The organism is Limnoglobus roseus (assembly GCF_008254045.1).
In the GTDB taxonomy this organism is placed as follows: domain Bacteria; phylum Planctomycetota; class Planctomycetia; order Gemmatales; family Gemmataceae; genus Limnoglobus; species Limnoglobus roseus.
Window position 1 is genome coordinate 1,833,240 of sequence record NZ_CP042425.1, and the last position, 17,935, is coordinate 1,851,174.

The 17,935-nt window shown below is 67.0% G+C and carries 28 protein-coding genes; 10 read left to right on the forward strand and 18 right to left on the reverse strand.

The genetic code is table 11. The annotated features are described in order from the left end of the window. Positions 1-239 precede the first annotated feature (239 nt). The 5 genes from PX52LOC_RS07520 to PX52LOC_RS07540 all read right to left on the reverse strand — a co-directional run bounded on the left by PX52LOC_RS07520 (position 240) and on the right by PX52LOC_RS07540 (position 3,015). Complete coding sequence (locus PX52LOC_RS07520; protein WP_149109509.1) at positions 240-809, reverse strand: type VI secretion system tube protein Hcp; 570 nt, start codon at positions 807-809, stop codon at positions 240-242. A 233-nt stretch (positions 810-1,042) separates the two neighbouring features. Continuing rightward, positions 1,043-1,543 carry a hypothetical protein gene (locus PX52LOC_RS41600; RefSeq protein WP_178132543.1) on the reverse strand — a complete coding sequence of 167 codons (501 nt, stop codon included), beginning with the start codon at positions 1,541-1,543 and terminating at the stop codon, positions 1,043-1,045. After that, a complete protein-coding gene (locus PX52LOC_RS07530) occupies positions 1,530-1,847 on the reverse strand; it encodes a hypothetical protein (protein WP_149109510.1) in 318 nt (105 codons plus the stop codon). Before PX52LOC_RS07530 ends, PX52LOC_RS41600 begins: the two co-directional genes overlap by 14 nt. A 61-nt stretch (positions 1,848-1,908) precedes the next feature. Further along, positions 1,909-2,553 carry a hypothetical protein gene (locus PX52LOC_RS07535; protein WP_149109511.1) on the reverse strand — a complete coding sequence of 215 codons (645 nt, stop codon included), beginning with the start codon at positions 2,551-2,553 and terminating at the stop codon, positions 1,909-1,911. A 162-nt stretch (positions 2,554-2,715) separates the two neighbouring features. After that, on the reverse strand, positions 2,716-3,015 hold the full coding sequence (locus tag PX52LOC_RS07540; protein ID WP_149109512.1) for a hypothetical protein: 300 nt from the start codon (positions 3,013-3,015) through the stop codon (positions 2,716-2,718). Between the two features lie 165 nt (positions 3,016-3,180). Between PX52LOC_RS07540 and PX52LOC_RS07545 the strand changes: the two genes are divergently transcribed. From PX52LOC_RS07545 to PX52LOC_RS07555, 3 genes are all read left to right on the forward strand, one after another. After that, a complete protein-coding gene (locus tag PX52LOC_RS07545) occupies positions 3,181-3,492 on the forward strand; it encodes a hypothetical protein (RefSeq protein ID WP_149109513.1) in 312 nt (103 codons plus the stop codon). 127 nt (positions 3,493-3,619) lie between these two features. Next, positions 3,620-3,889 carry a helix-turn-helix domain-containing protein gene (locus PX52LOC_RS40295; protein WP_168218856.1) on the forward strand — a complete coding sequence of 90 codons (270 nt, stop codon included), beginning with the start codon at positions 3,620-3,622 and terminating at the stop codon, positions 3,887-3,889. A gap of 43 nt (positions 3,890-3,932) precedes the next feature. Continuing rightward, positions 3,933-4,166: a helix-turn-helix transcriptional regulator gene (locus PX52LOC_RS07555; RefSeq protein WP_149109515.1), complete on the forward strand. Its 234-nt coding sequence runs from the start codon at positions 3,933-3,935 to the stop codon at positions 4,164-4,166. Positions 4,167-4,196: 30 nt separating this feature from the next. On the opposite strand, the gene PX52LOC_RS07560 is transcribed toward PX52LOC_RS07555, so the two are convergent. From PX52LOC_RS07560 to PX52LOC_RS07570, 3 genes are all read right to left on the reverse strand, one after another. Then, the gene (locus PX52LOC_RS07560) at positions 4,197-4,712 is read right to left on the reverse strand and encodes a type VI secretion system tube protein Hcp (protein ID WP_149109516.1); all 516 of its coding nucleotides are present in this window, start codon (positions 4,710-4,712) and stop codon (positions 4,197-4,199) included. Between the two features lie 338 nt (positions 4,713-5,050). Further along, entirely contained in the window at positions 5,051-5,242 is a 192-nt protein-coding gene (locus PX52LOC_RS07565) for a Flp family type IVb pilin (RefSeq protein ID WP_149109517.1), read from the reverse strand. Between the two features lie 243 nt (positions 5,243-5,485). Then, on the reverse strand, positions 5,486-5,746 hold the full coding sequence (locus tag PX52LOC_RS07570; protein ID WP_246173669.1) for a hypothetical protein: 261 nt from the start codon (positions 5,744-5,746) through the stop codon (positions 5,486-5,488). Between the two features lie 465 nt (positions 5,747-6,211). On the opposite strand from PX52LOC_RS07570, the gene PX52LOC_RS07575 reads away from it, so the two are divergent. The 4 genes from PX52LOC_RS07575 to PX52LOC_RS42350 all read left to right on the forward strand — a co-directional run bounded on the left by PX52LOC_RS07575 (position 6,212) and on the right by PX52LOC_RS42350 (position 8,183). Continuing rightward, positions 6,212-6,553: a hypothetical protein gene (locus PX52LOC_RS07575; RefSeq protein ID WP_149109518.1), complete on the forward strand. Its 342-nt coding sequence runs from the start codon at positions 6,212-6,214 to the stop codon at positions 6,551-6,553. A 260-nt stretch (positions 6,554-6,813) separates the two neighbouring features. Further along, positions 6,814-7,230, forward strand: coding sequence for a hypothetical protein (locus tag PX52LOC_RS07580; RefSeq protein WP_149109519.1), 417 nt, complete (start codon positions 6,814-6,816; stop codon positions 7,228-7,230). A gap of 128 nt (positions 7,231-7,358) precedes the next feature. Continuing rightward, complete coding sequence (locus PX52LOC_RS40300; RefSeq protein ID WP_168218857.1) at positions 7,359-7,499, forward strand: hypothetical protein; 141 nt, start codon at positions 7,359-7,361, stop codon at positions 7,497-7,499. Positions 7,500-7,562: 63 nt separating this feature from the next. After that, complete coding sequence (locus PX52LOC_RS42350; protein ID WP_246173670.1) at positions 7,563-8,183, forward strand: hypothetical protein; 621 nt, start codon at positions 7,563-7,565, stop codon at positions 8,181-8,183. 28 nt (positions 8,184-8,211) lie between these two features. Here the strand turns inward: PX52LOC_RS42350 and PX52LOC_RS07590 are convergent, their stop codons facing one another. After that, the gene (locus PX52LOC_RS07590) at positions 8,212-8,940 is read right to left on the reverse strand and encodes a YdjY domain-containing protein (protein WP_149109520.1); all 729 of its coding nucleotides are present in this window, start codon (positions 8,938-8,940) and stop codon (positions 8,212-8,214) included. 338 nt (positions 8,941-9,278) lie between these two features. Between PX52LOC_RS07590 and PX52LOC_RS07595 the strand changes: the two genes are divergently transcribed. Both PX52LOC_RS07595 and PX52LOC_RS07600 read left to right on the forward strand, forming a co-directional pair. Continuing rightward, a complete protein-coding gene (locus PX52LOC_RS07595; protein ID WP_149109521.1) occupies positions 9,279-9,653 on the forward strand; it encodes a hypothetical protein in 375 nt (124 codons plus the stop codon). A 154-nt stretch (positions 9,654-9,807) separates the two neighbouring features. Continuing rightward, positions 9,808-10,416 carry a hypothetical protein gene (locus PX52LOC_RS07600; protein WP_149109522.1) on the forward strand — a complete coding sequence of 203 codons (609 nt, stop codon included), beginning with the start codon at positions 9,808-9,810 and terminating at the stop codon, positions 10,414-10,416. Between the two features lie 68 nt (positions 10,417-10,484). Here the strand turns inward: PX52LOC_RS07600 and PX52LOC_RS07605 are convergent, their stop codons facing one another. Beyond that, positions 10,485-10,781 (reverse strand): hypothetical protein, encoded by a 297-nt coding sequence (locus PX52LOC_RS07605; RefSeq protein WP_149109523.1) that lies wholly within the window; start codon positions 10,779-10,781, stop codon positions 10,485-10,487. Positions 10,782-10,892: 111 nt separating this feature from the next. On the opposite strand from PX52LOC_RS07605, the gene PX52LOC_RS07610 reads away from it, so the two are divergent. Continuing rightward, the gene (locus PX52LOC_RS07610) at positions 10,893-11,267 is read left to right on the forward strand and encodes a helix-turn-helix domain-containing protein (protein WP_149109524.1); all 375 of its coding nucleotides are present in this window, start codon (positions 10,893-10,895) and stop codon (positions 11,265-11,267) included. A gap of 105 nt (positions 11,268-11,372) precedes the next feature. Here the strand turns inward: PX52LOC_RS07610 and PX52LOC_RS07615 are convergent, their stop codons facing one another. From PX52LOC_RS07615 to PX52LOC_RS07650, 8 genes are all read right to left on the reverse strand, one after another. After that, positions 11,373-13,346: a phage tail tape measure protein gene (locus tag PX52LOC_RS07615; protein ID WP_149109525.1), complete on the reverse strand. Its 1,974-nt coding sequence runs from the start codon at positions 13,344-13,346 to the stop codon at positions 11,373-11,375. Beyond that, positions 13,339-14,034, reverse strand: a complete 696-nt coding sequence (locus tag PX52LOC_RS40305) for a hypothetical protein (protein WP_168218858.1) — start codon at positions 14,032-14,034, stop codon at positions 13,339-13,341. The genes PX52LOC_RS07615 and PX52LOC_RS40305 overlap by 8 nt, the downstream gene beginning before the upstream one ends. 93 nt (positions 14,035-14,127) lie before the next feature. Continuing rightward, on the reverse strand, positions 14,128-14,880 hold the full coding sequence (locus tag PX52LOC_RS07625; protein ID WP_149109526.1) for a hypothetical protein: 753 nt from the start codon (positions 14,878-14,880) through the stop codon (positions 14,128-14,130). A gap of 196 nt (positions 14,881-15,076) precedes the next feature. Beyond that, positions 15,077-15,295, reverse strand: a complete 219-nt coding sequence (locus PX52LOC_RS07630; RefSeq protein ID WP_149109527.1) for a hypothetical protein — start codon at positions 15,293-15,295, stop codon at positions 15,077-15,079. Between the two features lies 1 nt (position 15,296). Beyond that, entirely contained in the window at positions 15,297-16,439 is a 1,143-nt protein-coding gene (locus tag PX52LOC_RS07635; RefSeq protein ID WP_149109528.1) for a replicative DNA helicase, read from the reverse strand. Further along, on the reverse strand, positions 16,436-16,609 hold the full coding sequence (locus PX52LOC_RS07640; RefSeq protein ID WP_168218859.1) for a DnaB-like helicase N-terminal domain-containing protein: 174 nt from the start codon (positions 16,607-16,609) through the stop codon (positions 16,436-16,438). The genes PX52LOC_RS07635 and PX52LOC_RS07640 overlap by 4 nt, the downstream gene beginning before the upstream one ends. Beyond that, positions 16,606-17,571 (reverse strand): hypothetical protein, encoded by a 966-nt coding sequence (locus PX52LOC_RS07645; protein ID WP_149109530.1) that lies wholly within the window; start codon positions 17,569-17,571, stop codon positions 16,606-16,608. The genes PX52LOC_RS07640 and PX52LOC_RS07645 overlap by 4 nt, the downstream gene beginning before the upstream one ends. Continuing rightward, positions 17,568-17,891, reverse strand: a complete 324-nt coding sequence (locus PX52LOC_RS07650; protein ID WP_149109531.1) for a hypothetical protein — start codon at positions 17,889-17,891, stop codon at positions 17,568-17,570. The genes PX52LOC_RS07645 and PX52LOC_RS07650 overlap by 4 nt, the downstream gene beginning before the upstream one ends. Positions 17,892-17,935 lie beyond the last annotated feature (44 nt).

A 17,935-nucleotide genomic window follows, 5' to 3' on the forward strand; every position in this document is an offset into this window, starting at 1 on the left:
TGACCCACGGCGATGGCGCGATATCCTGCACCTGCCGCCCGCCCGCGGTCCCGACGACGGGGTTCGGCCAACCTACTCCCGGCCGCAGTCGTGGTACGCGGCGAGTGCCTGCCCAGCAATGTCTCGGGCTAACCGCCGCAGTCCGCGCCCGGCAACCAATCTGATCCGGGCGAGCGGGCCGCGAACTTGTGGGTTGGCCGGCGTCACCGGCGAACCCTCGCGACACACCCCTCTGAGGGCTACTTCGCAAACCCGGTCGGCGTGGCGGAGAACTTGTTGAGGTTCTTGAGTTGGCTCCACTCCGCGATCTTGGCTTGCGTGTCCATGGTACCGTCGGCCTTCTGCGGGTAGTACATGATCTTGAGTTCGCCGTAGCTGAACGTGATCGACTCGGACGGGCCTTCGTCGCCCGGCCCGCTCCACCCGATCTTCGTCGTGAACACCATCCCGAAGTGGAACACCAGGTACGGCTTGCCGGACAGTGCCGTCTTCGCACCGGCCGCCCCGCCCGACTTGCGGATGGCAATCGACACGACGTCGTAGTGCATCCCGGCGGCACAGTTGCGAAAGAACATCGGCGACGCCGCGTCCGTCGGCTTCTTGATTTCGAACTCCTTGAACTCGATCCGGCCGCCCCCGGCCCCGCCGGTCGCCGACCCGACCGTCGACTTGTTTTCGACCGAGAAGCTGAAGTCCTTCAGGTCGAAAGCGTTCAGCCCGCTGAACACTTGGTCGGTCGTTTCGCCCTTCGGCGAGAGGGTGGCGGCGCCTTGGGCGGCGTTGAACCAGATGTACGCATCGACTGCCATGTAAGAAATCCTGTGGTTCGCCGCGTTCGACACGCCACCGCTATGGGGGCCGACTCGATCCGCGACTCATTCCGGACGAGAGACCGACTGCCGCAGCCCATCAGGGTACTCGGGGCGTCACCATTGTAAAAGAAATTATCAGCGATTCCGTGCGGCCTTTGTCGCCCCGTAGCCGCGTCACCGAGTTGTCAAAGACCATCACTACCCGCATCCGTGCGGGCAGGTTGGGTACGTCATCGGCTCTGGATCGCCACACGGCAGACGCGGACTTCGACCCGCTTCGCCGACCCCTCGGCCTGGTGGTCGCGCGGGTGCCACAGCCGCTCACCCCGCTCGGCCCGCTGCGCCAACACCTCGATCTTCGCATCGCTGCCCGGCGTGGCGGTGGTCGGCTCGGCCTTAGGTCGGTTGCCGCGAGGGGCCGGCACGCCGCGCCGCCCGTTCGGCGAAATCGGGCCGTACCGCTCGCGGATGGCGGGACTCATCGAGCAGGTCCAACAGAGTCCCTTCGGCCGGTTGACCTTCGCCCGTCCGCAGTGGCGGCACCACATCGGCCTCGGCAGAGTCTCGATCAACGGCGGCATCGGGGCGAGCAGCCGCTGCACGAGAGCGACCGACCCGCCGACGACCTTCGCGATCTCGACGTACTTCAAGCCTTGGGCGCGAAGCTCGGCGGCACGCTGGCGGAGGTCGGGGCGACGGTAAAGCGGGATCGAGGGGCTACACATCGGCATGGGCCTCCTTCGTTGCTTCGAACCACTTCAGGCCGCCGTAGTCCTTCGCCATCACGTTACCGAACTGCTGCAACGCGAACGCGGTCGAGAAGACGGCGTCCGAAAGATTCTGAACGATGCCTTCCAAGGCGATTCGTTCTTCCCCGGGCACTTCAGTGCGGCGCAGCATTTTGAACAGAATCTCTTCGTGGTCGGGCGACCAACCGAACTCCCGGAGCCGGCGGCAAAGGCGGTCGGCGTCCCGGACGATGTAAGCGAAGTCGCGGTGTCTGTACTTCAGCCCGCGGAGCGTGTTCGATTTCATGTCAGCCTTCTGAGGAACGAGGGGAAGGCGGCCGGGAACGCCCCGGCCACCGGGACGGCCGTCAGCGGGACTTTAGGGCCGTCGTCGCCTTCGCCGCGGGCAGGAGTTGGCTCGCGGGGACGAACCGAAGCTCGGGGCGGTTGGCCACCTCCCAGTGCCGCTGCTCGCACTCGCGGTCCCGGGCGGCCTTACTCTGTTTCCTCTCCCGCCGGCGGCCGAGGTTCAAACTGAGGCCCTGGCTGAGAGCGCCGAGGGCGGCGGGCAGGCCCTCGATGCCGGCCCACACGAAGGCGGCGAGGCCGGGCCGGGCCTCGTCCAACGCCAGCAAGTGGACGCACGTCGGGCAGTCGCAACTGCGGGCGTGGTCAAAGCAAACCCGCTCGGCGATCTCGCGCAACTTGCTTACCAACTCGACGAGGCGCAAGACGTCCTGCCCGCGGACGTCCTTCTCCATCCGCCGCCCGGTCACCAGCAACAAGGCGGCCCGGGCCAGCCGGTCGCCGGGGGCCTTCACGTCGAACTCGTTGAACCGCCAGCGGTGGCACTCGCGGGCGGCCGCCTTCGTCACCGGGGTGTCCGGCTCCCCCGATTGGTCCTGGGGCTGTTTCACAGTGAACCCGTTCGCGGTGTAGTCGATGAACGTCTCGTGGGCGTACAGCGGCCGGAGGCCGTCGGTGTACAACTTCCTGGGTCTGCTCTGGCACATGGGTCGATTCCTTCTGGTAACACGCGCCATTCCCCTGCGACGGCGCGCGAGTCCCCCGCCGCGGTGCGACCCGCGGTTGCCGCTGTTCGGGGAGTTGGTGGGGTGAATCGTGGGGCGTCTTGCCCCTTCCGCCGCGCGGGCGGCCCGCATTCCCTGCGAGGATCAGCGTGTCGGCGGAGGGTGGTCGGTGACGAGCTTGGCCTTCCCGCGAAGGTACTCGGCCTCGCGGAGCCGGTCAACAGCCCCGACCGGAATCGAGGTCGTCATCCGGGCCGCGTCCCGCTCGTGCTCTTCGGCGAGCGCGAGCAGATCGGCTAGATGCTTCGCCCGCCGCTCGTACTCGTTCGCCTCGGCGGTGAGGGCGGAAGCCGCGTCCAGGTCGTCGGCGGCAACACGGGCGGCTGACTCGCGAAGGCGAAGTTCCTTACGCAACAGGCTGGAGAGAATGCGGTCGGTGTACATGGGGAATCCTTTCCGGGTGAGGGCGCACCTTCGACCGGCCCGGCGCGCGGGTGATAGAAGAGGCGGTGAGTACGTGAAGCGAGTTCGGACTACGGCGGTTGTTCCGCGTGATCCAGATATTATCCTTGGATATCCGATGCGTCAATGGATATCCAAGGATTACGATTGATTACCGTTGAATATCCGGGTATTATTTGCGTATCGCATTTCAACGCAACGGGTTGTACCATGCTCACAATGGAACGGAAAAAGCCCAAAAAGACGAAGGACACGCGGAAGCGGCAGGCAATCCTCTTGCCTCCGGAGTGGCATGAAGTGGCGGTTAAATTGGCGTCGAAGGATGGTCGCCCTATTCTGTGGTACGTCATTCGGAACTTGAAAGAAAAGGCGGAGGCGGCCGGCGTGTCAGTCCCGTTGGCTCCGTGGGAAGAAGACATCGACGACAATGGGAAGTCGCCCGCCCCGAAGAAGAAGTGACGGCTCTCTTACTTTCGACTCACGACGCCCCGACCATCCGGGGCGTTTCCATTTCCCACCGCACCTTGACCGCCACATTCCTGCGCGTGATGATGCCGCGGAACGCAAACCAGGAAGGGACGCCGCGATGCCGACACTAACCGCCGTGGAAAAGTACTTGAGGCCATCGCAGGTGGCCGCGATGTGTGGGGTTCACCTGACGACCCTAGCGGACTATTGCGACGCCGGCCGCTTCCCCGGCACCATCCGCACCGCGGGCGGGCACCGGCGAATTCCCGAGTCCTCGGTGATCGCGTTCCTGCAACGGCTCAACATCCCGGCGGAGCGGTGCGAGACACTGCGCGAGCGGGCCGAGCGCGAGGCGGCGGCGTCCCGGCGGATGGCCGCGATCCGATGAGTGGCATGAGGCACCAGCGGTCACAGCGAAGGGCAAGACAGAAGTGACCGCGCCCACGTTCGCCGAGAAATTGTCCGCCCTTCGCGCCGAGTCCGGACTGACGCAACAGGAACTCGCCGACAAGACGGGCGTCCCGCTGGCGACGATCCGCCGATTCGAGGCCGGGAAGAACAAGCGATCCCCGTCGTGGGGGCTGGTCGTGCGGCTGGCGGCCGGGGTCGGCGTCCCGTGCCGAGTGTTCTCCGTATGCTGGGAACAAGGGCAGAACGACGGTTGACATCGCCGGCGCGATGCCCACACCGGCCGGTCAATACCCCCTGTCGAGCCCGACCGACAGGTCGTACATCGCCCGGTCCGGCGGGAAGGACGACTCCGGCATTTCCGACTGGGGCGGCCCGACCGTCTGCGACATCGAGGAGAAGTCGAGCGTGTAGGCGTCCCGCCCCCGGCTCGACTGCCAGCCGGACACGGTGACGTTCTTGAGGTCGATTCGTACCGACCGCGTCCGCTCGCCGCCCTCGTCGATCATGACCTCCAGGGCGGCCTTGGGGATGATGGTGCCGAGGTGGTACGCCATGAACACGGGGCTCGTCTGGTCGCCCGTCGGGACGAAGACGGTCATCGACGTGGTCACGTTCCTCCCCGACTTGATCGTCCCGACCGCGGACCGACCGCCCGGCCCGTACCCGTAGGCCCGGACCTCGATCCACTGCTTGTGGTCGGCGTCCTTGCTCTCGCCTCGGATTCCGCCGTCGCCCAAATCGAGGTACCCGGTGGGCTTGGGGTCTTTACTCGCGGGCTTGGGGTCCTTACTCGTGGGCATCGGTTCTCCTCCGGGTGCGGGCGTGGCCGGGAGTTCGGCCGTGGCCCGCACCCGTACCTAGTCGCGGGCCGGGCGGGTGTGACAAGCCGGTGGAAATTTTTCTTCCGGCCCCCGCCGCAGCGCCATGGTGAACACGATCTTCCCGAAGGAGAATGGGTAACCCTGCCATGCCCGTCCTCGTCGCCGTCGTCATACTGTTGGCCGGCGTGCTGTTCTGGTTCGGCACCGGCCGCCACGGGGTGAAGTGACCGCCGGCCAGTTCCCAAGCCGCCATCAACGAAGACGCCCCGACCAATCGGCCGGGGCGTCGAACGTTTCCAGGGGTGCTCGGGCTGTCGTTAGCTCGCGCCGTTGCCAGCGGCGACTTGGCCGTTGACGTAGCTGAAGGTCTGGCTGGCGGTGCTGCCGAGGGCAGTGATGGCGGCGATGCACACCACAATGATGAGGGCCAACATGACCGCGTACTCGACCGCCGTCGGGCCGTCTTCCTTCTTCAGAAACGAAACCGCCTTGCGCATCAAACTCTTCATGCCCAACTCCAGGTAGTCGTACGTGTGCGGAACGATTGGCCGCCGGATGCGACCCAATCTCCGAGGCCGGGCGAGCCCGAGACGTAAGAACCTAGACCACCACTCCGATCCGTGCAATTAGAATTGTCGGAACATTGTGTCCGTGTGCCGGAAAATTCGACAACCGTCTGCCTGCTACTGTCGCAGATGTCATAGTGTCGACACTTCGGCCGTTGCCTGAGTATCTTGACAGGTCTCCTCGCCTCACCCCTTCCCGAGCACGCCATCGACGACCCAGCACCCGCGGGCGTGCGGCCCGTCGCCCCGGCAGTGGCTCAACACGTCCACATCCTCGCACCCGGCGTCCTGCAGCGCATCCGCGAGGATCGGCAGGCGGTCGAAGGCGCGGTCGGCGTAGATGCCTCCTGCGAGGCCGACAACGGTCGGCGTGAGCCACGACGGGGAAAAGGTGACGGGGCGGAACGGGTTGCCGAAGATGTCGCGGATCAAATCGCACTGGGCCACTCGCTCGATCTCATTCGACCCATGGAGCGGGAATCGCCCTGCCAGGCTAACGACGGTTACGGCTTGCCCTGGGACTCCATTCCAAGTCCTTCGGTCCCATACCGGCAGAGCATCGAGCCTTGTAACGTCCTCCGCTGTCTCAAGCCCGTCTGCCACTCGTTCGACCGCTCGCAGAACCACCTCTGCTTCCGGGACTTGAAAGGGGAAGCTCCAGCGGTGGCAGGCCACCATGAGCAACCGCAGCCTTCGTTCAGTAGCGACTGCTTCAACGTGCCTCAACATTCGATGAGGTCGAGTCAAGCCAAGCCAAGCCCCCTCCGTCATCGCCCGCCCTCGGTGATACCGGGCGACGGGCGGGGACGATAGCGCCTTGACTTGCGCTCGCCGGCCGGGTCCAATGTCGTGCCGGTGTTATCCTGCGCCGGCGCTGGCCAATACTCTGTTCGGCGGAAGAGGGCTTCGGCGGTGGATAGCGTCGGCCGGAACGGGCACTACTTCGTCACCCGGATCACGACCGGGCCGCAAGACCTGCTGCTCCTGCTCGACCTCGCCGACGAGCGAATCGCCGACCCGTTCGTGTCCGCCATCGAAGTGTGCCCGGTGTACGGCCGTCCGACTGATGAGGCGATGCGGGCCGCGGTTCTGGCCGGCACGGACCGGGCCAACGGCGAGTGCGGCACGAGCCTGCACCCGCTCGAGGTCCGCTTCTCGTACTCGGGGTATGACCGCGAGCGGTGCAGCCTCGCCGGGGCGGCGGCGTACAACATCGTGCGGGCCATCGCCGCGGGCAAGGTCGCCGCGGAGTAAAGGCACGCCGAACCAGGCGATGCACCGGACCCGGCCGCATGCTGACTCCTTGCTCGGCTAACTCCTCTCCATCGCTCTAAAATCGCGTTTCCCGGCCCCTGTCGCCGCCCGCACTTTCGTCCGGCGGCGAGATCGCGGGCCAGTGGGGCGGGCCAGCCTCGCGGCGTGGGGAATTTCTATCGGAATTCATGTCCAGTTCGTCGGCCGGGCGGTAGGTAGACAGTGGCGGCCGTTCACCCGACCCAATCGCGGAGTTAGTAATGCCTGGGACGACTCTCACCGAAGCAGACGTGGATGAAATGATCGCGGGAAAGTACAAGGAATTGGAGATTGTCGGGCAACGGCAAGCCACCGCGTTCGAGAAGCTCCTGGACGCGGCCGAGAAGAGGGCGGAAGCCAGGTACAGCAAACTCTTGACGATGCTGGGCGAAGAGCGGGGGAGGTACGCCGTCGCGCTGACGCAACTCAAAGGGGCCGAAGCCAAGGTGATGGCCCTGTCGGCCCGCTGCGAGGCCCTGGGCAAAGAAGTCGAGGCGCTGAAGAAGAATTCCGCCAGCATGGCCGACCTCGGCGGCGTGCGCACGACGGTCGCCGCCGAGAAGGCGGCCACGCAGACCGCCGTGAGCAACCTCGACAAGAAGATCGGCGAACTCAAGAAGGCCAACAACCTGAAGTAGTTTCATTCACCCCGGCGCCCGCTTCTTGCTGGTCCGCATCCGCGTGCCGCACCGACGGTACTGCCGGATGCGAATCGTGACGCCCTCGGACACGCTCGGCTTCGCGGCGGGGCAGACGGTCGTCGCGGGTGACGGGCGGGCCGGAACGCTGGCTCTTCATCCAGTCCGCCGTCGCCGTGGAGGACAGTGGCAACACGTGGGTAACGCTCCTGCCGCCAATCGTGGACACCTGGGCGGTTGTGCTGGCAGAATTGGCCGCGCGGGCGTAACGCCGCTTCGCGTTCTTTCGCGCCCTTCGCCCGGTACCATACCCGGACCACTGAGGGCGAGCGATGACGGAAGCGGAGTGGCTGGCGGGGACGGAACCGATGACGATGTTGGCGTCTCTGCCGCCCGGGGCAACTGCGCGGATGCTACGGCTCTATTGTGTGGCGTGCTGCCGACTCTGCTGGGCTGATCTACTCGACGAAGCGAGTCGTGAGGCGGTAGAGGTCGCCGAACGATTTGCAGATGGCGGGGCGTCCGAGAGCGAACTCCGGGACTGCTGCGAGCAGGCCGCGACCGCATTAGAACTGCCCGGCGAGAATCACAACTATATAGCCGCGGGTGCTGTACTTGTTGCTTCCCAACCCGGGCTAGCTTCCGAATGGGAAACGACAAAGGCTGTGCTTGAGGCAGATTGGGGGCGGGAGGACATGATCGCGGCGATTATGCGCGACATCTTCGGCAACCCGTTCCGCCCCGTCACCTTTTCCCCGTCGTGGCTCACGCCGACCGTTGTCGGCCTCGCAGGAGGCATCTACGCCGACCGCGCCTTCGACCGCCTGCCGATCCTCGCGGATGCGCTGCAGGACGCCGGGTGCGAGGATGTGGACGTGTTGAGCCACTGCCGGGGCGACGGGCCGCACGCCCGCGGGTGCTGGGTCGTCGATGGCGTGCTCGGGAAGGGGTGAGGCACGACCGTAGGGCAAGGGCAGCGGTTTACTCGCGCGTCACCGTCGGACGCAATCGGATGTACACCGCGGTCCCGGTCGGCGGGGCCTTACTCGTGTCGAACTTGACCGTCGGCTTCGGGTCGTAGATCGGGTTCCGGTTGTCCGCGATCAGCCCGCCGGGGCAGTCGCACGGGCACGCGATGCACCCCGTCCCGGACTTGTGGATCGCCCCGCTCCCGTGGTACACGAAGTGCGGCGTCCACGGCTTCTCGACCGGCTTCCCGTCAACCATAACTCGCTCGGTCACGAAACTCTCGTACGGCCGCTCGACCCACTTCTCACCTTGCTTCCAGAACACCGACAGGGCCACCGGGTCGCCGTCCAAGAAGGCCGGACCGCCGGCCGGTGCCCACCCGGACCGCTCCTTCCCGTCCGCCATGCTCATGTGGGCCTTCGGCTTGCACCCGACCTTGGTCATCCCGGCGTGCACATCCTCGGCCGGGGCATCGACCAGGAACACGAAGTACTCGGCCATCTTCGCCGACCGGCCGTCCGCCCGGACGGTGCCGACGAACGCCTGGATGCGCTCCCCGTACGCATCAATGCACGCCTTGCCCTTGGGGATCTGAACGTCGGCCGAGAGGATGACGTCGCCCCGGTCGACATCAACCACGACCTGCCCCGGCTTTGGGAGTAACGGGTCGGCGGCGGTCGCGACGGGGGTAAAAACGGCAAGGGCGGCAAAGGCGGCGGTAGATGCGATCGCGTGACGCATGACGGACTCCAGGCGAACGAGGCGGGCCGGGGGTGAAGTCACGCTAAGCACCCGGTGGGAAGATGGCAAGCGGGGAGCTGTTCGCGTCGTCGCGGCGGGGCATTGTCGGTCGTCATCAGGGGAAGGCGGAATAGTGAAAGAGGCGGAGGCATTTGCGTGAGCGTGCATCCTCGCGGCCGAGGGCGAGCGTCAAGCGGCTGACCTTCTTCCCACTCAGCAACGCGCCGGTTCGTCCCCCAGATTCTTGACTTGCGGCCGCCGGCGGGGTCCAATGTCGTGCCGGTGTTATCATGCGCCGGCACGGAACAATCCACTTTTCGGCGGCGGAGGGCTTCGGGGTGGGGAAGCGTGCCCGGAACAAGCGGTTCCGCCGACAACTCGCGGAGGCTCGCTTACGGGAGCCGGTGCCACCCCCACCCAGAACCGAGGCGGAGGCCGCACTGTGGTGGCTCACCGGCGGGCACGTCCCGACCGAGCACTGCTTCTTGGCCGCCGAGCGGTTTTGCATTTGGTCGCCGGAGCGGGCCGACTTGCTGATCACCTGTATCTCCGACGGCGACCCGGCGGTTCATGAGGCTTGCCGCGCGTTCCTGCGACGGTCGGGGGCAGCCTTCCCGACGGTCGAGGCAGTTCGGGCGGAGGTCCGGCGGCGCGGCCTGCCCGGTGCCCCGGCCGCCGAACCAAGCATGGCACCGGACCCGGCCGCCCGTTGACCGGATGCTCTCTCTGCAATGGTGCCAACTCGGTTGGTTCGTGCAGTCAAACATCATTTTCCATGGTCTTGACCCACGGCCGCCGGTGGGGTCCAATGTTGTGCCGGTGTTATCGCACCGCGGCGCAAAGTAATACTTTGTTCGGCGTCCGACAGTGCAAGAGGGCTTAGTCATGGCATCAAGAGGTGTTGCGGCGGCTGCGGTATTCGTGCTGGCGGTGGGGTTGGCCTTCCCCCGGGATGAGCCTCCGACCGGCGAGTCGAAAGGCATTGAGGTGTTCACAGACTCGACCGACGAGACCGTAAAGAAAATTCGGGCCAAACTTTTTGACGTGCCGATCGGAAAGGACGCGATCGGGAATGAGATCAAGATCCGCTGCTGGAAGTCTACCACGCCCAATCTCGGCGAGAGGTATTCGTACTCCTGCCACGGCCTGACGTTCGGCGGCTACGCGGCAAACAAGATGTCGCCGACCAACGACGGGGCGAGTTTGATTCTTGAGAAGTTTTATAAACCGATCGACCCGGCCGACGCGCACGCCGGCGATGTCCTCGTTTGGAGGAACTCGGAGGCAATCCCGATCCACTCAGGTATCATCGAGAAGCTGACTACCAAATCAGACCATGTCCTCGACGCGGACAAGACGACAGTAAACTCGAAGAATGGCGTCCTACCGGAAAAAGTCGAAACGGTTGCCGACCTTGAGAAGTTCTTCAACACGCGCAAGAACCCAACGACGGTGATGATCTACACCCTAAAGTAACCAACCGTCTGACCGCGAGCCGTTGCACCACATTCGCAAATGGATGAGGGTGTCTTGTGAGCGGCGTGCTATAACGCAGACGCCGAGTTCAGCGATACATTGGGCCACAACACCTTGACCGTTTGCTCGGCCAGTCCCCGTCGGTGAGCCTGTTGCCGCTTGCCCCTCACCCCGTCGCGCGTGATGATGACCACGACCGACAGGAGGTCCGTCCCCATGCCGACGCCAGGGCCGATCGTTCCCCCTCTCACGCTCTCCGAGTACGCGGACATGATGGGGATCACGACCCGCACGGCCGCCACGTGGTGCAAGGTCGGCCGCGTGCCAGGGGCGGTGCGGATCAACAGCCGCGGGGACTGACGCATTCCGTTGGCCGCCGTCCCCGCGAGTCTTCACCCGTCGCCCGTGCCGACGGAAACGCTTCGGCAACGACAACAGCGAGCGGCCGCCGCCCGCGCAGAAATCGCGAGGATCAAATGAGCAGAGGCAGCCTCGCGCCGAAGAACCGCAGATCGGTGACGGCGAAGTCGAGCACCATCGCCCAGGCCGCCGTCGGGCCGTTGGTCGCGCTCGACGCCCTACTGACACCCCGCCAGTTCGCGGCCCGGTGCGGCGTGACGACGAAGACGGCGATCCGGTGGTGCAAGGCCGGCAAGCTCGCCGGGGCGTTCATCACCCCCGGCGGCGTGTGCTGGAAGATCCCGGAATCGTCGCTGCCGAAGGAGCGACAGGCCGCCGCGGAGACGATGTCCATGCGGGACTGGAACCGCCGGGCTGATGAGGCGATGGCCAAACTTGAGGCACGATCTCGACGAACGAAACCGTCACCCCAAAGCACGAGGACCAAATGACCAGCGACACCAGACGGGCGACCGTAACGGGGCGCGAGCAGTCCCCCACTGTTACCGGCGATGAGGCCCGCCGAAACAGTGGGCCAACGCCCCCGGCCATCGTCGTCACTTCCCCGACGTGAACATTAGTAGGCCCGTCTCCGGGTTCACGCCGATCCCCTGCCTCGTGATAGCGTTGAGGATGTCCGACAGCAGGTTGTTCGTCTTGCCGGCCTTGTCGGCGAGTTGCTGCATGGGGCCGCTACCATTCCCGAAGATGCCTTGGAACGCATCGCCGCCGAACACGCCGCGGATGCCGGCCATTTTTTCCTGCACGTCGACGGGGAAGTTGTCGGGCGTCAGCAGTCGCTTCGCCTCCGACCACCCGCCGCCGAGCCACTTCGACAGGTCGGCGACTTGACCCTGGACCTTCGGGATGAACCGGGCCACCGCGGCCTTGTCCTCGGCCTCCTTCAGTTTCTTCGCCCGCTCGGCCTCGGCCTTCTTGGCGGCGTCGGCGGCCTGCTTCGCGTTCTTGGCGATGTCATCGGCCGCCTTGTCCGCGACGTCCCCAAGGCCGCCCTGCGCGTCGGCGATCACGCCGCCGAGCTTCGGGACGACGTTCTCCCGCCAGAAGACCGCCGGGCCCGCGAGGAAGCCGGCCAGGAAGTTCTCGCCGAACTTTTCCGCCACCCCCTGCCGCTTGGGGGCGACGATGGTCTGGGGCTTGTTCCCGCCCTGTTGAAGCCGGTCGCCGGGCGGGGCCGGCGGCGGTTGAATGATGAAGCCGAATTTTTTGCCGAGCTTTTCCAGGACGCCGCTGATGACGGACGAAGAAGCCGTCCACTGGATCTGCAACTTGCTGTTGAGGTCCGCCCACGTTTTCTCCATGAAGTTCGTGAGGCGGACCCACTCGACTTTCAGGGCCGCGGTCCCCACCTTGAAAGCGCTCGCGAAGTCGCCGCGGCCGACCGCCTTCACGACTGACGACCAGCCCGCCTTCAGGTTGTCGAGGGTCGGTTGTAGGGAATCTTGTACCGCCCCGGCGATCCCGCCCATGGCGGACCGCCCCTTGTCCGTGAAGGCCAGCCACGCCACCCCGCCGGCGGCGATCGCCACGATCGGCGACAGTAGGGCCGACGTGACGCCGCCCATCACCGCGGCCCCGGTGGACACCACGCCGGTCATCAGCGTCCACGCGCCGGTCACGCCCATGATGGCCGGGCCGACGGCCACCATGCCGACGCCGAGCGCCGTCACCCCGGCGACGGCCACGCCGGCACCGATCACGAAATTTTGGTTCTCCTTCACGTAGGCGTTGAGCGAGGACGACGCGGAACGGATCGCCTCGGCGATGCTCTTGGCGACCGGCGCGAACGTGATGGCGACCGAGTCCCAGACCTTCTTGATCTCCGCGCCCGCTTCGCTGTAGGCCGCGCTCGCCTCCGTCGCCGCCTTCGTGTCCCGCGAACTGATTTCGAACGCCTTGGCCATCGCCCGCAGTTGGTCCGGCGTCTTGCTGAGCAGGGGCAGGAGGTACTTCCCGCCGTCCTCGCCGAACGCCTTCATGAGCAACCGGACCCGCTCCCCCGGGTCGGACACCTTGTTGATGGCCTCGAAGATCTTGAAGAATTTCTCGTCGATCCGGACCTTGAGAAACGACTGCGCGTTGAGGCCCATCGCGGCGAACGCCTTCGACGCATCCTCCGTCCCGTTGGCGGCGTCCGTCGCGAGCTTCCCGAGCGTGACGAGGCTCTCGGTGAACTCGCGAACGTCCTCGCCGGCCGTCTTGGCAACCCCGGCAATGCCGGAGAACTGCTCCGCCGTCAGGCCGAAGGCGTCGGCGATCGCGCCCTGTTTCGCCAGGTCGTTGAGCGTTCGGGTCGCCGCCGCGCCGAACCCGGCCGCCGCCGCGGCACCGACGCCGACGAGCGCCGCGCCGGTCCGGGCGATCCGCCGGCCGAAGGCGTCCATGTCGTCGCGGGCCTTGTTCAGGCCGGCGACCAAGTTGTTCTTCACGTACAGTTCGACGAACGCCTTGCCGGCCATGATCCCGCCGGCCCCGCCCCCGCCGCCCGAATTGCTGCCGCTGTTAGCCATGGGTCTTCTCTCCGTGTGTGGTGTTGTGGGTGTTGTGGTGTTGGAGCATTTGGACCACGGCGGCGTACGCGCCGAGGTGCGCGGCCCGGGCCGCGGTCGCGGTGGGGGATCGCAGGTCGGCGGGCGGGAGTTTCCGCTCGGCCGGCATGGGCGTTGCGGCCGCGTCGCGCCCGGCGGCCGTGGCCCGGTAGTCGACCCGCCCGTCGGCCGCCCGGCACTCGACCCAGCCGCGAATCAGGCCCGGCCACGCGAGGGCCTCGATCGTCCCCCGGCCGGTGGCGCCGGACAGCCCGGCTTGGCGGGCGAGCTTCCGCTCGGCAATCCATTCGCCGGCGTCCGCGAGCACGGCGAGGAACGCCCGCCCCGCCTGGAGGCCGGTGCCGCGGGTGACGACCTTGCGGGCCTCGTCCTCGGTGGCGTCGGGCAGGCGGACGCGGACGCGCGAGGCGTCGACGAACGTCACCGCGAGGACGGCCATCTCGTTCAACCGGACCAGCCGCCGCCGGGCCTCGGTCTGCTCTTCGGGCGTGCCGGCCGCCTCCCACGGTAGACCGTGCCGGCGGTACTCGGCCTGGGCGGCGCGGGCCCGGGTGGCGTCGTCCGCCCGGACCGGGGCGAAGGTGCCGTCGACGGCACCCAGGAAGGCGGCGATGAACGCTCGGTCGCGGGGCTCGATGATCAACTTCATGGGGGACTCGCAGGCGGGCGGGTTCGAACGGAGGGGGGCAATCTCGACCTTCTCTAGTACCGGGCAGGGGAAAACCGCGACAGCACGCGGCGGTCAGACGCCCAGGCCGTGGGGGCCGATGGGCGACCCCCCGACCGACACCGGGAGGGGGAGCGGCCCGATCTCGCCGAGGGCGGCGACCTTGGCGTCGGCGTACCCCACCCGGGCCAGGCGGAACGCTTCGAAGTACTCGTCCCGGGCCGCTTGCGCGAACGCACCGGCCCCCGCCGGGGTGGGGAACCCGTCGTCGAGGGCCGCCCACCCGGCCGGCGTGACGGCGTAGTAGGCGTGCCCCGGGATCGTCGTGTTGCACACCATCAACCCGGCGACCATGGCCGGGAGGAGTTCTTCTTCCAAGATCACGTACGCCTTGGTTTCGCCGCCCCACGGGACGCCGACGACGTCGGCCTCGGCCGCCCACAGGTCGGTCAGGAGTTTCGGCTCGCGCTCGAGGTGGTTCTTCGCGACGATCGCCATCACTTCCAGCGATTCGCTCAGGTCGGGCAGGCCGGCGATGCGGCGGGCGGTGTCCTCGCCGACGGGCGTCAGCCGGACGCCGCGGGCGCGGCCCTGGCGGCGGAAGACGGCCACCAGGCCGGCGTCCTCCATTGCGGACAGCCGCCGTTCGGCCGATTTCCGCCGGGCGGCGTCCCCGCCGGCGTGGTACTGAACGCCCTGCTCCCGGAAATCGCGGCGGGCCAGCATCGCGTTCGTCCGGAGGTTTCCTCCCCGCTCGCGGGTGGGGGCAAAGGTCGCGTCGACGGTGCCCAGGATTTGAACGAGGTCGCTGATAACGTCGGGGTTCATGCACGTTTCTAACACGTTAAGCTCCTAGTCTTTATGTCACAAAGTGTGTGTGTGCTTATTTCCGACTGTTCCCTGTGGGGTCACGGGATCGAAGCCGGGGAAGGACCCGGGAAACGCCCCGGCACCCTCATTCATTCCACACATTAACTAACGATCGACGCAATGTCATTGTGCTATCAGGTGAACAAAGAGTCACTCATCCATCATCGCAACCTCCCTTCCGGCCGCCCTCAATGCGGCCGGCGGTGTCGGCCCTCACGTCGGCCAAGCTGACGCACTTCAGGCCGAGTTGGCGGAGCGCGATCTTCAGCAGCAACTTCAGCCGGTAGTCGCCGTCGCGGTCGGGCGTGCCGTGGGCGGCTTGCGGGTCGGGCAGGACGCGGAGGACGAGCCGCACGTCGGGTTCGTCGCGCATGTCACCGGCCCTCCACGGTCCGCGGTTCGAACCGGACGTTGGCCCTTCGGTACAGCAGGGGCACCACGCCCCGCGGCCCGTGCCGGTTCTTTTCGAGAAGCGCGTCCACGTCCTGAACCAGCGCCTTCGGGTCGGCGGGCTGTGGGTGCAGCAAGATCACGGAGTCGGCGTCCTGCTCGATCTGCCCGCTGTCGCGCAGGTCCGACAACTTCGGCTTCCCGTCCGTGCGGTTCTCGATCTCGCGGTTCAGTTGGGCGAGCGCGACTACGGGGACCCGCGCGGTTCGGGCCAGTTCCTTCAGCCGCGTGGCCACCATGCCCACCTGCAGGTGCCGGGGATCGCGAGCGTTCTCCGCGTGGACGAGTTGCAAGTAGTCGACGACGATCAGCCCCACGTTGTGCCGCCGCACGGCCCGCCGGGTCGTCGAGGCGATGCGGGCGGCCGTCTGGCCGGGCCGGTCGTCGATCCACACCCGGCCGCCGTTCCCGCCGACCTTCACCGAGCACACCTTGTTCGCCTCGCTCGCGTTCAGCCGGTCCGTCCCGCTGATCCGCGACAGGCTCACGTTGCTGACCATCGCCAGGAGCCGCTCGGCGATTTCCTCGCGGCCCATTTCGAGGGAGATGAACAGCCCGGGCGTTCCCGCCGCGGCCGCGTTCAGCAGCAGCCCGGCGGCCAGTGCGGTTTTGCCGACGGACGGCCGCGCGGCCACGATCGTCAGCGTCCCCGGCCGCAGCCCGCCGAGCAACTCGTCGAGGTCCGCGTACCCGGTCCCCACGCCGCGGGGCTTGCCGGCGGTCTGCCGCTCGTCGATCCGTGCCATCGCTTCCGCGATCGCGTCGTCCGCGCTCACGACGCCGTCGCCCCGGTTCGCGGCGGTCGCGCCGATGTCGAACAGCTTCTGCTCGAAGTCGGCAAGCAGGTCCGCGGCCGGCTGCCCGGCCGTTCGCGTCAGGCCCGTCATTTCGACGGCCAGGCGGTGCAGTCGGCGGACGATCGCCGCGTTGCGCACCTGCTCGGCGTGGTAGAACAGGTCGGCCCCGGTCCCGGCCCGGTCGAACAACTCGGCGAGGAACTGCGGGCCGCCGATCTCGTCCCGCCGGCCGAGGCGGACCAGTTCGGCGAACACGGTCTCGGCGCTCACCGGCCGGCGTCGGACAGGTGGCGGGCGGTTTCGAACACGAGCCGGGTGGCGTGGTGGGCGAAGTCGTCGGCCGTCACGACGGCGGCCGCCGCGTCCACGTGCTCCGCCCCGAGGAGCACGGACCCGCACACGACGCGCTCCGACTCACAAACGGCGTCGAGGTCGTTCAAAACTTCTCCCCCCTTGCGAGCGGCGGCGTGGGGGCCACGTCCCCGTCGGGCACGCAGTACGGCATAGTTGCCGGGGCGATCTCGTGCCGCTGCGGCTGACCGGGCAGAACGTAGCCCGGCCGGTGGGTTCCTGAGCCGGAATTAAACTTCTCCGGGAAGACGTCGGACCAACCGCTGGTGATGGACTTGGCGACGCACTCGGCGGCCGCCGTCGGTCCGAGCGGGGCCAACTTCTTGAACTGCCGGTTTGCGGCAATAGCCGTGATCGGCTTGCGGAGGCCCCTCCGGTGGGCGTGCCACTCGGCCCACACCTCGCGGAATGCCGGTGTGTCGAGTTCGGCCGGGACCGGCACTGCGGAGCCGTCCGCCTTCGGCAGCTTGACGTTCTTCGCCTTCGTCGACTTCGTCGACTTCGTCTTGTCGTTCTCGACAGCATCAAGCGACCCGTTTCGGGTCGCGCCCTCTTCTTTAGGGTTAGGTACAGGGGAAGGTAAGGAAGTGCGGCACATACGGACTGATTGCGCCGCGGTTTCGATGGCACTTTCGGCCGGGTTGCTGCGCGGTTCTTGCCGCACGGTTGCGGCCGCAACCGCGCCGTATTCATCCGGGTTCTCGTCGACCGGGGCGTCGGTGAAGGCTTCCGCGTCATCGGGGATCGTCGTCCAGTACCGGCCGGGGGTCGCCCGCCGGCCCGGTTCGTAGTGCAACCACCCGCTCTTCACCGCCTTCTCCCGAACGCGGGCGAGTGTGTCGCGGGAGTTCGCCCCGACGATCGGCATGAGTTGCGAATCGTAAAACGTGACGGCCCGCTTGTACTTCGCGCTGTCCTCGGTGGCCGCGACCGCGGCGATCAACCCGAAGACTTGCGCGCCGTGCGTGTTCATGACGCACGACTTGACCATAAGGCGGATGACCCTCAGCGCGAAGAACGGCGGCCGCTGCGGGTACGACGGTTCGTTCATCGCACGTCCCCGAAGAGGTGCCGTTGCAAGAAAGCAACTTGCCGGCGCAGCCGCTCCACGTCGCCCCGCGAGAAATCGGGCTTGGGTCGGGGCGCGGCCGCCTTGACCAGTTGCTCGGCCATTGTCCCGATCTGACCAGCGGCGGGCCGGAGCACGCGGCCGGCGCTGTCGCGCGGGAGCCACCCGGCGAGGACGACCGTCGGCGGTGCCCCGGGGTCGGATTCGTCCGCGTGGAGCGAGACACTCAGCGCCGGGGTCTCGGGTTCCGAGGTCGGGCGTTTGCACTCAGGGCCGTCGTCGGGTATGATGTTCGTGACCATCTCGTCTCCTCAATGACGTTGATGAAGTGTGAATCGAGAACCGC

What these genes read in the sequence shown, in the direction of transcription:
- PX52LOC_RS07645 (WP_149109530.1), bottom strand. Translation starts at nt 17,571, where the DNA reads ATGAACGAACCGTCGTACCCGCAGCGGCCGCCGTTCTTCGCGCTGAGG.
- PX52LOC_RS07625 (WP_149109526.1), bottom strand. Translation starts at nt 14,880, where the DNA reads ATGAACCCCGACGTTATCAGCGACCTCGTTCAAATCCTGGGCACCGTC.
- PX52LOC_RS07560 (WP_149109516.1), bottom strand. Translation starts at nt 4,712, where the DNA reads ATGCCCACGAGTAAGGACCCCAAGCCCGCGAGTAAAGACCCCAAGCCC.
- PX52LOC_RS07580 (WP_149109519.1), top strand. Translation starts at nt 6,814, where the DNA reads ATGCCTGGGACGACTCTCACCGAAGCAGACGTGGATGAAATGATCGCG.
- PX52LOC_RS07615 (WP_149109525.1), bottom strand. Translation starts at nt 13,346, where the DNA reads ATGGCTAACAGCGGCAGCAATTCGGGCGGCGGGGGCGGGGCCGGCGGG.
- PX52LOC_RS07565 (WP_149109517.1), bottom strand. Translation starts at nt 5,242, where the DNA reads ATGAAGAGTTTGATGCGCAAGGCGGTTTCGTTTCTGAAGAAGGAAGAC.
- PX52LOC_RS07520 (WP_149109509.1), bottom strand. Translation starts at nt 809, where the DNA reads ATGGCAGTCGATGCGTACATCTGGTTCAACGCCGCCCAAGGCGCCGCC.
- PX52LOC_RS07535 (WP_149109511.1), bottom strand. Translation starts at nt 2,553, where the DNA reads ATGTGCCAGAGCAGACCCAGGAAGTTGTACACCGACGGCCTCCGGCCG.
- PX52LOC_RS40305 (WP_168218858.1), bottom strand. Translation starts at nt 14,034, where the DNA reads ATGAAGTTGATCATCGAGCCCCGCGACCGAGCGTTCATCGCCGCCTTC.
- PX52LOC_RS07650 (WP_149109531.1), bottom strand. Translation starts at nt 17,891, where the DNA reads ATGGTCACGAACATCATACCCGACGACGGCCCTGAGTGCAAACGCCCG.
- PX52LOC_RS07590 (WP_149109520.1), bottom strand. Translation starts at nt 8,940, where the DNA reads ATGCGTCACGCGATCGCATCTACCGCCGCCTTTGCCGCCCTTGCCGTT.
- PX52LOC_RS41600 (WP_178132543.1), bottom strand. Translation starts at nt 1,543, where the DNA reads ATGCCGATGTGTAGCCCCTCGATCCCGCTTTACCGTCGCCCCGACCTC.
- PX52LOC_RS42350 (WP_246173670.1), top strand. Translation starts at nt 7,563, where the DNA reads ATGACGGAAGCGGAGTGGCTGGCGGGGACGGAACCGATGACGATGTTG.
- PX52LOC_RS40295 (WP_168218856.1), top strand. Translation starts at nt 3,620, where the DNA reads ATGCCGACACTAACCGCCGTGGAAAAGTACTTGAGGCCATCGCAGGTG.
- PX52LOC_RS07540 (WP_149109512.1), bottom strand. Translation starts at nt 3,015, where the DNA reads ATGTACACCGACCGCATTCTCTCCAGCCTGTTGCGTAAGGAACTTCGC.
- PX52LOC_RS07630 (WP_149109527.1), bottom strand. Translation starts at nt 15,295, where the DNA reads ATGCGCGACGAACCCGACGTGCGGCTCGTCCTCCGCGTCCTGCCCGAC.
- PX52LOC_RS07605 (WP_149109523.1), bottom strand. Translation starts at nt 10,781, where the DNA reads ATGCGTCAGTCCCCGCGGCTGTTGATCCGCACCGCCCCTGGCACGCGG.
- PX52LOC_RS07610 (WP_149109524.1), top strand. Translation starts at nt 10,893, where the DNA reads ATGAGCAGAGGCAGCCTCGCGCCGAAGAACCGCAGATCGGTGACGGCG.
- PX52LOC_RS07530 (WP_149109510.1), bottom strand. Translation starts at nt 1,847, where the DNA reads ATGAAATCGAACACGCTCCGCGGGCTGAAGTACAGACACCGCGACTTC.